The sequence below is a fragment of the Bradyrhizobium pachyrhizi genome (assembly GCF_001189245.1).
Classification (GTDB): Bacteria; Pseudomonadota; Alphaproteobacteria; order Rhizobiales; family Xanthobacteraceae; genus Bradyrhizobium; species Bradyrhizobium pachyrhizi.
Map to the genome: position 1 here is coordinate 106,061 of NZ_LFIQ01000105.1, position 12,788 is coordinate 118,848.

At 62.9% G+C, this 12,788-nt stretch carries 13 protein-coding genes and 1 pseudogene; 12 read left to right on the plus strand and 2 right to left on the minus strand.

Annotation, left to right across the window (positions count from 1 at the left end; translation table 11 throughout):
- Positions 1–103: 103 nt before the first annotated feature.
- From dctP to AKL29_RS26570, 4 genes are read left to right on the plus strand one after another with little or no spacing between them, the layout of a single operon-like run.
- Positions 104–1,108, plus strand: a complete 1,005-nt coding sequence (gene dctP / locus AKL29_RS26555) for a TRAP transporter substrate-binding protein DctP (protein ID WP_244482436.1) — start codon at positions 104–106, stop codon at positions 1,106–1,108.
- 6 nt (positions 1,109–1,114) lie between these two features.
- Entirely contained in the window at positions 1,115–1,669 is a 555-nt protein-coding gene (locus AKL29_RS26560; RefSeq protein WP_050386197.1) for a TRAP transporter small permease, read from the plus strand.
- On the plus strand, positions 1,666–2,973 hold the full coding sequence (locus AKL29_RS26565) for a TRAP transporter large permease (protein ID WP_050386198.1): 1,308 nt from the start codon (positions 1,666–1,668) through the stop codon (positions 2,971–2,973). Before AKL29_RS26560 ends, AKL29_RS26565 begins: the two co-directional genes overlap by 4 nt.
- 12 nt (positions 2,974–2,985) lie before the next feature.
- Positions 2,986–3,903 carry an SMP-30/gluconolactonase/LRE family protein gene (locus AKL29_RS26570; protein WP_028334190.1) on the plus strand — a complete coding sequence of 306 codons (918 nt, stop codon included), beginning with the start codon at positions 2,986–2,988 and terminating at the stop codon, positions 3,901–3,903.
- A 53-nt stretch (positions 3,904–3,956) separates the two neighbouring features.
- Here AKL29_RS26570 and AKL29_RS42295 read toward each other — a convergent pair whose 3' ends face one another.
- Positions 3,957–4,292, minus strand: a complete 336-nt coding sequence (locus AKL29_RS42295; RefSeq protein WP_152977782.1) for a hypothetical protein — start codon at positions 4,290–4,292, stop codon at positions 3,957–3,959.
- A gap of 307 nt (positions 4,293–4,599) precedes the next feature.
- Positions 4,600–5,334, minus strand: coding sequence for an IclR family transcriptional regulator (locus AKL29_RS26580; protein ID WP_050386199.1), 735 nt, complete (start codon positions 5,332–5,334; stop codon positions 4,600–4,602).
- Between the two features lie 92 nt (positions 5,335–5,426).
- On the opposite strand from AKL29_RS26580, the gene AKL29_RS26585 reads away from it, so the two are divergent.
- The 8 genes and pseudogenes from AKL29_RS26585 to AKL29_RS46750 all read left to right on the plus strand — a co-directional run bounded on the left by AKL29_RS26585 (position 5,427) and on the right by AKL29_RS46750 (position 12,780).
- Positions 5,427–6,107, plus strand: coding sequence for an RraA family protein (locus AKL29_RS26585; RefSeq protein ID WP_050386200.1), 681 nt, complete (start codon positions 5,427–5,429; stop codon positions 6,105–6,107).
- Positions 6,108–6,109: 2 nt separating this feature from the next.
- Positions 6,110–7,372, plus strand: coding sequence for a 3-isopropylmalate dehydratase large subunit (locus tag AKL29_RS26590; RefSeq protein ID WP_050386201.1), 1,263 nt, complete (start codon positions 6,110–6,112; stop codon positions 7,370–7,372).
- Positions 7,369–7,866, plus strand: a complete 498-nt coding sequence (locus tag AKL29_RS26595; RefSeq protein WP_028334186.1) for a LeuD/DmdB family oxidoreductase small subunit — start codon at positions 7,369–7,371, stop codon at positions 7,864–7,866. The genes AKL29_RS26590 and AKL29_RS26595 overlap by 4 nt, the downstream gene beginning before the upstream one ends.
- A 104-nt stretch (positions 7,867–7,970) precedes the next feature.
- A complete protein-coding gene (locus tag AKL29_RS26600) occupies positions 7,971–9,041 on the plus strand; it encodes a pyridoxal-phosphate-dependent aminotransferase family protein (RefSeq protein ID WP_244482445.1) in 1,071 nt (356 codons plus the stop codon).
- 64 nt (positions 9,042–9,105) lie between these two features.
- Entirely contained in the window at positions 9,106–10,080 is a 975-nt protein-coding gene (locus tag AKL29_RS26605) for an extracellular solute-binding protein (RefSeq protein ID WP_050386203.1), read from the plus strand.
- A gap of 4 nt (positions 10,081–10,084) precedes the next feature.
- Positions 10,085–11,146 carry an ABC transporter ATP-binding protein gene (locus AKL29_RS26610; protein WP_050386204.1) on the plus strand — a complete coding sequence of 354 codons (1,062 nt, stop codon included), beginning with the start codon at positions 10,085–10,087 and terminating at the stop codon, positions 11,144–11,146.
- Positions 11,143–11,922, plus strand: a pseudogene (locus tag AKL29_RS46745) (ABC transporter permease); the annotation flags it as partial. The gene AKL29_RS26610 and the pseudogene AKL29_RS46745, both read left to right, overlap by 4 nt.
- A 321-nt stretch (positions 11,923–12,243) precedes the next feature.
- Positions 12,244–12,780, plus strand: coding sequence for an ABC transporter permease (locus tag AKL29_RS46750; RefSeq protein WP_430648757.1), 537 nt, complete (start codon positions 12,244–12,246; stop codon positions 12,778–12,780).
- Positions 12,781–12,788: the final 8 nt, after the last annotated feature.

The following is a 12,788-nucleotide window of genomic DNA, read 5'->3' on the forward strand; positions in this document are numbered from 1 at the left end:
ATTTATCACATATGCGATTGATTATGACCGTTCGTTCACTTGCTGGCCGGGCCGCGATCAAACATAGTTTTGCTCAACGACAATAAACGACCGGGAGCGAACGATGATGCCGACGAGCCGCCGCGGATTTGCGCATGCAATTGTAGGGGCCATTGCACTGGCGGGCCTTGCAAAGACCGCCCCGGCCTCCGCCGCCGAGAAATGGGATCTCTACATCTACAATCCCGTGGCGACGGTTGCAGCGGCCAAGGGCATGAACGCCATCATCGAGCAGATCGAGAAGGATACCGCCGGCGAGCTGACGATCCGGCTGCACCTCGGCGGATCGCTTCCGATCAACACCACGACCATCACCCAGGCGGTCAGCGACGACGTCGTGCAGATGGGCGACGACGGATACTTTCTCGGCAACGTGCCGATTGGCGGCGTCCTGCGATTGCCGCTGCTGATCCGCTCGCTTGATGAATACAGGAAAGCCGCCGACATCATGGCGCCGTACCTGGAAAAGGCCTTCGAGAAAAAAGGCGTGCTGGTGCTCGGGCAGTACCTTTATCCTTACCAGGTCGCATTCTCGAGCAAGAAGCTGATCTCGCTCGCAGACATCAAAGGGCAGAAGATCCGCGTGACCTCGCCCGAGCAGGGCGAATTCATCAAGCGGCTCGGCGGCGTGCCGGTCACGCTTGGCGCGCCGGAAGTCCCCTCGGCGCTGGATCGCAGCATCGTCGACGGCGTGCTCACCGCCAACACCGGCGGCGGAAACACCTGGAAGGACCTGCTGAAATTCAACTATCGGCTGGGCATCAACTACTTCAATTCCGTCATCATCGTGAACAAGGATCGCTTCAACAAGCTGTCACCGGAGATCCAGGCCAAGGTCCGCAAGGCGATCACAGACAACATGCCGCTGATCACCAAGGCCATGGCGGACGAGGAAGACGGTCTCAGCAAGAAGTTTGCCGAGGGCGGGATGACCGTCACGCCGGAACAGCCCGGCGATATTGACGCCGGCACCAAGGTGATCTCGGCATTCTGGGATGAATGGGCAAAGTCGAAGGGCCCGGATGCCGCGGCAGCGCTCAAACAGGTTCGTGCGGCTCTCGGCCGGTAATCAATCATGGCCGGCGGCATCGAGATCAAGGACGTGGCGCCTGACGGCGCCGTCCACTTCATCGACAACGTGTCATCGGGCCCGGGCCCGGTCGAGAATGCGTCCGAGGCGATCTGCGCCCTGTTTCTGGTTGCCATGATCATCCTGATCGGAGCGGAAGCGATCGCGCGCAACGTATTTTCGACATCGCTTCAGATAACCGATGAGATCGGCGGGTATCTTCTAGTCGCGACCACCTTCCTCAGCATGTCGGTTGCCGAAGCGCATGGCGCGTTTCACCGGGTTGAGCTGATCCAGGCCCGGCTTGGACAGTCCGCACGGATCGTTTCGCAGATCATCTTTGACCTGATGTCGCTGATCGCCACCGCTTTCGTCACCTGGCAACTGGGGCGCCTCGTGATGAACTCCTGGCGCTCCGAGGACGTGGCTCCCACGCCGCTGCAAACGCCGCTGTGGTTGCCGCAGACCACGATGGCGCTCGGCATGCTGCTCCTGTGCTTCGCCCTGGTCCGCACCATTCTCGTGAAAATCCGCCACCTTCAAGGGAGCACGCAGCGATGACTCCCGGCGTCGAACTGATCCTTGTCCTTGCGATTTTCGTCGGCCTGCTTTGCGTTGGCATGACGATCCCGTTCGCAATCACCGTACCTTCCGTCATTTATCTGCTGCTGCACGCCGGTTTGCCCGGGCTGAAAGGCATCGGCCTCGTCAGCTGGGGCAGCATGAACAGCTTTACGCTGAGCGCCATCCCGCTGTTCATCCTGATGGCCGAGATCCTGCAGGAGAGCCGGTTGAGCCTGCGGGTCTATCACGGCCTGTCGAAGCTGGTCTCGTGGATTCCTGGGGGCTTGCTGCAAACCAACATCGCGGGATGTGCGATCTTTGCCGCCATCAGCGGCTCAAGTGTCGTCACGGCTGCATCGATCGGACGCGTCGCGCTGCCGGAACTTCGGAAGCGCAAATACAGCCCCCGCTTATCTGCCGGCTCTCTGGCCGCAGGGGGCACGCTCGGCATCCTGATCCCGCCGAGTATTGCCATGATCGTCTATGGCACCTTCACGGAGACCTCGGTCGCCAAGCTGTTCATGGCCGGCGTCATGCCGGGCCTGCTGCTGACCGCGATGTTCATGACTTACATTGCCCTGCACGCCTGGTTCAAGCCGGGGATCGCACCCGCTGAAACCGGCGCCCGATCGGTCCGCGAACTGCTGTCGGCCTTGCTCGACGTCATTCCGTTCATGGTGCTGATCGGCGGCACGATCGGGAGCATCTATTCCGGCTTGGTCACGCCGACTGAAGCCGCTGCCGTCGGCTGTGTGCTGGCGATGATCATCGCGATGTTCTGGGGTGACTTCAGCGTCGCAATTCTCTGGCGCGCATTACAGACCACCGTGCGCGTGTGCGGCAACATCCTGTTCATCGTCTATGCCGCCTTCCTGTTCTCTTACGCCATCAGCTATGCCGGCGTCGGCGAGCAGATCACCCAGTTCCTGGTCGATCTGAAGCTCTCGAAGCTCGAATTCTTCTTCGCTCTGTTCGTGCTCTATACGGTGCTGGGCTGCCTGGTCGAAAGTCTCGGCATGATCGTGGTGACGGTGCCCCTTCTCTATCCCGTTCTGGTCCAATACGGCATCGACCCGATCTGGTTCGGCGTCATCCTCGTGCTCTTCATCGAGATGGGCCAGATCTCGCCTCCCATCGGCATCAACCTTTTCGTGATCCAGAGCATCTGGACCGGCAAGCTGAGCGACGTCGTCACGGGCACGATTCCGTTCCATTTGATCATGTTCGTGCTGCTCGGTCTGCTGGTGATCTTCCCTGAAATCGCGATGTGGCTGCCTTCGCAGGCCGCTGTTGTCCCTTGACGAGATGAATAGATGTACGCAGCACCGGAAGTAATCCAGACCGAAGTCTTCGCCTGCCTACCGGACAAGTTTCGTCGCAAGGACCCTGACAACGCCTGGGCAGTCGTGAACCGCCGGGGACTTCCGACTGATTCCTTCATCGAGGGACCGTCTTTCGATCGCAACGGCAATCTCTATATCGTCGACATTCCGTATGGCCGGGTCTTCCGCATTTCCCCGGCCGGCGAGTTCACGCTGGTCGCAGAATATGACGGCGAGCCGAACGGCTTGAAGATCGCACGCGATGGTCGGATATTCATCACGGACTATCGCCACGGGCTCATGATGCTCGAGCCGGATAGCGGCAAAGTCACCAACGTGCTGGACCGGCGCTGGTCGGAGCGCTTCAAGGGCGTCAACGACCTGGTGTTTTCCAGCAATGGCGACATCTATTTTACGGACCAGGGGCAGACCGGCATGCACGACCCGACCGGTCGCGTCTATCGTCTGCGCGTCGACGGAACGCTCGACTTGATCGTCGGCAACGTGCCGAGCCCGAATGGGTTGGTGCTCAATGGCAGCGAACACATCTTGTATGTCGCCGCAACGCGCGGCAATGCGATCTGGCGGATACCGCTGATGCCGGACGGCACGGCATCGAAGGTCGGCATATTCCTCCAGTTGTCCGGAAGCCTGGGCGGCCCCGACGGCCTGGCGATGGACGAGCAAGACAATCTTGCCATCGCTCACGCCGGCCTCGGCACCGCTTGGATATTCAGTCGCCTGGGCGAGCCACTCTATCGAATCCGCTCCTGCAAGGGCCTCGCCACGACCAATGTGGCCTATGGTGGTCCCGACAACAAAAACCTCTACATCACGGAGTCGGAAACCGGCTCCATTCTGGTCGCGCGCCTGCCCGTTGCGGGACGGCTGATGGCCTCGCATCGTTAGCCGCTCAATGAGGATGGCAGCGTATTGAGGTCACCTCGCGCTTTGGCGTCCCATCACCGACTTTGATGCACAGATATCATCGAGTGGCGGACGGCGCCTGTGTCAATCCGTTGTCGATTGAAAACGCCGGGCGGCACGTCCTCGGACCAGCCAGTTGCTTGCTCAGGGGCATTCGATCCGTTGCCATGGCCATCGACAGCGTAGTTCGTCGGGCTGCCGCTGAAATCGAACACGGCGGTGAAGCGCAGGATGCTCAATGGCACGGTCGGATCGGCGCCGTATTCACTCGTCTTGGCGATCGTTCGGGATCGGCACGAGCATTGCGGATGAGCAGCAGTCGATCCCCCCAACAATGCAACCAGGCTGCCCCTGAACTTCCAATCGCTCATGATGAATGGCGGCGATCTCGACCCCGCTCATCGATCTGCCCTGCTCGATCAACTGCGCGAGGTCAGACCGTATTTCGACTTCCGAGCCGGATAGGAAATCGAGCCGAAACCACGTCATTTTCCATGACACCGAAACGAGCTTTGAGGCCGCTGCCTGTATTGGCCGACTATAGATTTTTGTTGATCTCCTGATGCACACATCGTGCACACGACGCCCTCTAGTCGATTGAAACACGTGAACTCTCACTCCAATCCATCACCACCCAGCTCGGGCAAGCTCCGCCAAACAGCTCAAATTGGTGGAGGTTCAGGGAGAGCCGGTTTCCGCCGATGGCAAGCTGATGATGCGCGGCGCGCCGACCTCCCGGGGCAGTGGCGCGCCGAGCACAAGCGACAGCTGATGCGAGGCGTCGGTAAGCCGGGCCGCCAACGCCCCGAGATCGGCGCGACGTATGCGTTCGACGGGGCCGCTGACCGTCATGGCCCCCACCAGTGCTCTGTCGTGGCCGAAGACAGCGGTGGAGAGAGAGGCCGTCACGGCGTCGTAAATTCCGGAGCTGACGAAAATTTGCACGCCGTCATCTACCCGGTCCGCCCAACGGGCCATCCTCAGCACTTGTCCTGTCGAGGTCAAATCAAGCGGCGCGAGATTTGTGAGCCGCGCGACGTCGCGTACTAGTTGCGGCGAATCCACCCGAAACAGGCAGAGCCGGCTGTCGCGTTCGCGCACGTGAAACGCGCTGCTCTCCAACGTCTGCTGGCTTAGCCGCTGAAGCACCGGCAGCACATGCTGTTCGAGATTGAAATTGGCCCGATAGGTGGTGCCGAGCTGGAAAGTCTTCGCACCAAGTGCGTAGCGGCCGTCGCTGAGGCGGACGACGTAGCCGGCTTCGTCCAATGATACCAGCGAACGCATCACCGTTGGTTTCGCCAAACCCGTGATCTTGGCGATGTCGGCCAGGCTGCGCGAGCCGGCTCCAGCGAAGGTATCCAGGATCGCCAGTGCGCGTTGCACGGTGGCGACCCCCTGCGTCTTCGGCATCGAAATCCCCTGTTCCGCCGATTCTGGGTTGACCTCGGCGCATCACCATTACACTATGCGTAACGGCGTTCCATTTTCAATGGGGGTTCGGTATGGCCGTAGGGTTCAGGATCCATTCCCGCAAGCGCGCTGTCGCGGACGAATGGATCAAGCGGGCTCGCGCCCTTCCGGTCGCCAATATTAGTGATGTGATGTCACGTATGGCCTCGGGCGGCGCGACGCTGCGGCCGATGCATGCGGCCGGTGGCATGGCTGGTCCCGCTCTGACCGTGAAGACCCGCCCCGGCGACAATCTGATGGTTCACAAGGCGCTCGACATGGCAGTTGCCGGCGACGTCATCGTGGTCGATGCGGCTGGCGACCTCAGCAACGCAATCTTCGGAGAGATGATGCTCGCGCAGGCGGCCCGGCGCGGCGTCGCCGGCATCGTCATCCATGGCGCGATCCGCGATGCGGCTGCGATCCGGGCGAACCCGCTGCCCGTATTCGCAGCGGGTGTCACCCATCGCGGTCCGTACAAGGACGGTCCGGGCGAGATCAACGGGCCGATCGCGATCGGCGGCATGGTCATACAACCCGGCGATTTGGTGTTGGGCGACGACGACGGCGTCCTCGCGGTCGCCGTCGACGATTGCCGGGCGGTGATCGAGGCCGCCGAAACCAAGCAGGCTGCCGAGACCAAGCAGATGGCGGCGATCGAAGCCGGTACGCTCGATCGCAGCTGGGTCGACGCCTCGCTCCGCCGTCTCGGCTGCGAGATGCCTGAGGTTTAACGATGGCCGGGCGTACAATCTCCGAGAAGATCCTCGCTCGGAAATCCGGGCAGGATGCGCAGGCCGGGGACCTCGTGGTCTGCGAGGTCGATTGCGCGCTCGGTACCGACGGTTCAGTCCCGATGGCGCTCGATTATTTCAAGGCGATGGGCGGGAAGAACGTGCACGATTCTGCGCGATTGGTCTTTGCGCTCGACCATTACGTGCCGCCCGCGAGCCCGCAAACGATCGAACTGCATCGCGTGATGCAAGACTTCGCCAAACGCTTCGGCGTCACCCTGCATGAGGCCGGCGAAGGAATCGGCCACCAGCTCATCGTCGAGACCGGCCGCGCGCTGCCGGGCAGCCTGGTCGTTGGAGCCGACAGCCACGCCGTGACATACGGGGCGCTGAATTGTTTTGCGACCGGGATCGGCTCGTCCGACCTTGCCGCAATCATGCTGTGCGGCCGGATGTGGTTGCGCGTCCCGGACTCGATCCGCGTCGTTCTGACCGGAGAACTGCCGAGCGGCGTCTATGCGAAGGATATCGCGCTGGCGCTCGCGGGCCGACTCGGCGCCGACGGTGCGGCCTATCAGGCGCTCGAATTCGCGGGGCCCGGCCTCGCCACGCTCACGCTGGAGGACCGCCTCGTCCTGAGCAATCTTGCCGTCGAGATGGGGGCGAAGACCGGCATCTTCCCGGCCGATGAAGAGACCGTCGCGTATCTGGAAGGTCGCACCAGCCAAGCCTTCGAACCGATCGCACCGGATCCGGATGCCAGCTACAGCCGGACCGTGGAGATCGCGCTCGACGCACTCCCGCCGCAGATCGCATTGCCGCATCTGGTGGATCAGGTCGTGCCACTCGAGAATGCGGCCGGCACGCCGGTGCAGATGGTCTATCTCGGCACCTGCACGGGCGGCAGGCTACGCGATTTCCATCAGGCCCGTGCCGTGCTCGAGGCGGGTGGAGGCGTCGCGCCCGGCGTCCAGCTCGTGGTCACGCCGGCATCGCGCGAGGTCCGCGACGCCATGGCGGCCGACGGCACGCTCGACGCCCTGGTCGGCTTCGGCGCGACGGTGGTCGAGCCGGGTTGCGGCTCCTGCTGCGGGACCTGCGGGGTGATCCCGGCAGACGGAGTTTCAGTGATCTCGACGGCCAACCGCAACTTCAAGGGTCGCATGGGTAACGCCAAGGCATCGATCTACCTCGCCTCCCCGGCTGCCTGCGCAGCCACGGCAACACGCGGCGCGGTGACTGATCCCCGCGAGGTGTCGCGATGACAGCTCTACGGGGACGCGCGCGACTGGTTGGCGACGACGTCAACACTGACTCGATCATCAGCTCGACCCGCAAGCGAGAGAGCCTCGATCCCGCTGTTCTGAAGCAATTCCTGTTCGAGCATGTCGACCCTGCCTTCGCAGCCTCTGTACAGCCCGGAGACATCCTGGTGGCGGGCAAGAATTTCGGTTGCGGTTCGGCCATGGAGGTCGCCGTCACGACAGTGCTCGGCGCCGGCATTCCGGCGGTGCTGGCTCGAGGATTCTCGCGGACCTACTACCGCAACGCCATCAACAACGGCCTGCTGCCGCTCGTCTGCGATACCGCCGGGATTAGTGAGGGCGACATCCTGATCTACGACGGCACCGGCGCGATCCGCAACGAACGTAGTGGCGAGACGCTCAGCCCGGATCCTCTGCCACCGATCATGCTGGCGATCCTGCGCGCGGGTGGCCTCGTTCCCTACATGCGTCAGAACGGTGACTTCAAGCTATGACGGCCACAGAGACTTCCTCCGCCATCGCCTCGACAGGTTACCGTCTTCGGCTTCCCGGTCCAACCGAGGTGCCCGAGCGGGTGCGGCAGGCGATGGCCCGGACAATGGTCAACCATCGCGGTCCCGAATGCCGGGCCGCGATCGGCGAGGCGGAGAAGATGATCCGTCCGATCCTGGGGACGACAAACCATGTCCTGTTCTTTGCGAGTTCCGGAACAGGCGTCATGGAGGCCGCGCTCGTCAACGTGGCGGGGCCCGGCAGCCGGATCCTTGTGATCGAGCATGGTCAGTTCGGCGAGCGTTTCACCGCCATCGCCAAGGCCATGAACATCACGGTCGACACGGTCGCGATCGAATGGGGCCAGGCGATCGATATCGCCGCGGTGGAGGCCCGGTTGCGCGAGCACACCTATTGCGCCGTCGTCGCCGTGCACAATGAGAGCTCAACCGGGATCGTGGCCGATCTCGCCGCGCTCGGCGCGCTCGTGCGCGACCGGCCAACGCTGCTGATCGCAGATTCTGTCAGCGGTCTTGGCGGCATCGAGATGCGGCAGGACGAATGGGGCGTCGATATCGTGGTCTCAGCCTCGCAAAAGGCCTTGATGTGCCCGCCCGGCCTCGCACTTGCCAGCGTGAGCGCCAAGGCATGGCGCGTGATCGGGCAGGACAAGCAGCGATCGACCTTCTATTGGGATTTCCGTCGCGCGCTGAAATCCGCAGAGCAGAACGAGACCGCATTCACGGCGCCGGTGAGCCTTATTTATGGTCTGCGAGAGGCTTTGACGATGATGCATGAGGAAGGCTTCGCCAATGTGCTCGTGCGCCACAAGAAGCTCTCAGCCGCGCTGCGCGCCGGCGGCGCGGCGCTCGGATTAGCAGATTTTTGCCGCGATGAGCCGCGCTCGAGCACGGTCGTGGTCTTCAAGGTCCCAGACGGGCTCGAAGGCGGAGCCATCGTCCGGCAGCTCTACCAGGATCACCGCACGGTGATCGCAGGCGCCCGCAACCGTCTCTCTGGCCGTGTCATCCGGTTTGGCACGATGGGGGCTTTGAGCACGGCGACGATTCTGACCGACCTTCTGCATCTTGAAGACTCACTCACGAAGCTCGGCTTGCCGATTGAACCAGGCGCCGGGCTCAAGGCGGCCACCGTGTACCTCGCTGCCACCACATGAGCGACGACTGAACCGATAAAGGCGAACCATGATGAGATGTCCTGCCTCCGTCCTCGCCCGAGTCGTGGCGCTCGCGGTATCGCTGTTCGCGGCCGGGCTGGCCGCGGCCCAGCAGAGCGTCGTGCTCTATTCGGCCAACGACGACACCGTGAACAAGCTTGTCGCCGAAGGCTTCGCCAAGGCGACCGGGATCAAAGTCGACGTGGTCTCGACCGGATCGGGTGTCCTTGTACGCCGTGTCGCCTCCGAGTCCGCCAATCCGCAGGGTGACGTGATCTGGGGTGTCAATGCGACGCTGCTGCGGCTGGCGAGTCCACATCTTCAGGCTTACCCGGCCACGGGCCGCGAAGCCGTGCCGGCCCAATTCCGCGATCCAAACGACCTTTGGCTGGGCACCAACATCCAGGTCGTTGTAATCGGGCAGAATACCAAGGCGATCGACAAGGCCAGCGGGCCCAAATCCTGGGCCGACCTCCTCGATCCGAAATGGAAGGGCAAGCTCGCTTTTACCGACCCGGCCAATTCCGGTTTCTCATATGCCGCCGCGACCACACTTCTGTCGCTGTGGGGCGCGGATAACGCCGCCTGGACGAGGATGGACGGGCTGCTCGCCAATGCGAAGGTGCTCAACCGCTCGACCCAGGTGTTCGACGGGATCGGTAGCGGCGAATATCCACTTGGCATCACCCTCGAATATGCCGGCTTCCTGTGGGCCCATAATGGCGCGCCAGTGAGCGTCACCTATCCGGCCGAGGGCACATATGCGGGCGTCGAGGGCGCGGCCGTCCTGAAAGGCGGACCCAACCCCGAGCCCGCCAAGCGGCTGGTCGACTACCTGGCCAGCAAAGAAGTTCAGGAGATGTTGCTTAAGGCGACCTTCCGGCGACCTGCCCGTCAAGATATCGAGCTCGAGGCAGTCGCACCCGGGATGCTGCCGTTCCGGGCGATCAAGGTGCTGCCTTATGACGATGCCAAATGGGAAGCAGCCCGGCGCGACACCCTCGCGCGGCTGAAGACCACGATCCAGAACACGCGCTGATCCCATGACCAGGATCCGGATTGAAGGCCTGACCCGCACCTTCGGCGCGGTGCGGGCCGTCGACAACATTTCGCTCGACATCAGGCACGGCGAGCTGTTCACGCTGCTCGGGCCTTCGGGCTGCGGGAAGACGACGCTGCTGCGCATGATCGCCGGCTTCGTCGATGTCGAATCCGGATCCATTTCCTTCGACGACCGGCGCATCGATGCCCTGCCCGCGCATCGCCGCGACAGCGGCATGGTGTTTCAGAACTACGCGATCTTCCCGAACCACACCGTCGCCGAAAACGTGGCCTACGGGCTGAAGGCCAGGAAGGTCCCGGCTGCCGAGATTGCATCGCGTGTCGACAAAGCGCTCGAGCGGGTGCGCCTAGCAGGTTACGGTCCACGCTCGCCACACCAGCTTTCCGGTGGCCAGCTGCAACGCGTGGCGATCGCCCGCGCGCTCGTGATCGAACCTGCTGTGCTCCTGTTCGATGAGCCTCTTTCCAATCTCGACGCGCAACTGCGCACCGAAATGAGAATCGAGGTCCGACAGCTCCAGCAGGCGCTCGGCCTCACTGCGATCTACGTGACGCACGATCAGGAGGAGGCGCTCGCCATCTCGGACCGCATCGCCGTCTTGCGTCGCGGCAAGATCGAGCAAGTGGACACGCCCGAACGCATCTATCGGATGCCGCAGACTGCGTTCGTCGCCGAGTTCCTCGGTTCGACCAATATGGTGCCGGGCATCGCCGGCGCTTTCGACGGCCGCAACACCCCTGTCGCGGCGGCCGGAACGGAGTTCTCAGTCAGAGGCGAGGTTGCATCACCGGGCGCACCGGTGTTGCTGTCGCTCAGGCCGGAGGCCCTGCGGCTGGGAAACAGTTCCGACGGCCCGCTCGTTCAGGCACGTCTGGCGCTACGCGAATTTCTGGGCCCGATGCAGCGTCTCCACGCAACGTTGCCAGACGGCACCCAGCTTCGGATCACAGCGCTCGGCGGCCAGGTACTTGATGTCTTGCCCGGCGCTCCGCTCACCCTTGCCTACGATCCTGCCCAGATCACGGCGTATCCGGCGCCATGAAACGCTTTGCCACCATCGTGGCGCTGGCGGCGCTGGTGCTGCTCGCGGTCTTTCTGCTCTACCCACTGGCGCTCGTTCTGGATGCGAGCATACGGATCGACGGCACGGGCGGGCTGACGCTCGGGAACTATGCGGCGATTGTGAAGAGCCGCTACTACCTTGGCAGCATCGGCAATAGTCTGCTTTGCGCCACGCTCGCGACGGCCTTCACATGCGCGATCGGAATTCCGCTCGCCTTCTGTCTTGCCCGGATCGACATACCGGGCCGCGCACTGCTGCTGACGCTTGCCTCCCTCCCGCTGGTCCTGCCCTCCTTCGTCAGCGCCTACGCGCTCGTGCTGCTGTTCGGCCATGCCGGCGTCATCACTAGCGCCTTGCGCGGAATCGGCATCCCGATCGGCTCGATCTATGGCCTACCCGGCATCGTCATCGTGTTCACGTTGACGCTCTATCCCTACGTCGTCATGCCCGTGCTGGCCGGCTTCCAGGCCGTCGATGCCTCGATGGAGGAGGCAGCCCGCAATCTCGGCGGTTCACGGTCCTATGTGATCCGCACCGTGCTGCTGCCGATCGTGATGCCGGCGATACTTGCCGGGGGAATTTTGGTGTTCATTGAGGCGCTGGAGAATTTCGGCGTGCCAGCGGTGCTGGCTGAGGACCGCCCGTTCCTGGCCGTCGACATCTTCAAGCTGTTCGCCGGCGAATCTGACGCCAATCCGGCTGCTGCGGGTGCGCTCAGCGTGCTCCTGATTGCCTGCACGGCGCTCGCGCTTCTCGTTCAACGGCACTATCTCGCCAAGCGCCGCTTCTCAACCAATGCCCGCAGTGCGACCGCGAAGCTGCCGATGACACCGGGACTGCGGCTGGTGGCTACGGTCGTGAGTTGGGGCATTGTGATTTCCTCGCTGCTGCCTTTCGCAGCCGTGTTGATGATCTCTCTCCTGCGCTTCCGTGGCCCCGTGCTGACCTGGGAGTTCGGATTGGGCAATTACGCGACCTTGTTGTCGGGCTCCTATCGGCCGCTGCTCAACACGCTGACGCTCGCCAGCATCGCGGCCATCGCCACTATGCTGATCGGCGCTCCGATCGGCTACGTGGTGGCCCGGCACCGCACGCGCCTGTCTGGGTTGCTCGATTTCGTCGGCATGGTGCCGTTTGCGGTTTCCGGCACGATCCTGGCGATCGGGCTCATTATCGCGTTCAACAGCGGGCCGTTGATCTTGACCGGCGGCTGGCTGATCCTAGTCATCGCCTATGTCGTCCGCAAATTGCCCTTCGCGATCCGGTCGTCCTCGGCAATTGTGCATCAGCTCGATCCCTCGCTCGAGGAAGCCTCAATCAATCTTGGGGTCTCGCCGAGCAAAACCTTCGCGACCCTGACGGTGCCGTTGATGGCGAGCGGCCTTGTCGGCGGCCTCGTGCTGGTCTGGATCACCGCAGCATCCGAGTTGAGCGCAACTATCGTGCTCTATGCGAGCGGCTGGGTCACCACGACCGTCGTGATGTACCATGCCATCGAGGGCACCGGCGCGGGACTCGCGGCCGCCGCAGCCGCGGTGCTTATCCTGGTCACCGCAATCCCGTTGCTCCTGATCAACCGACGCATAAGCAAACACGAAACGACCGTGATCTGACGGCAGGT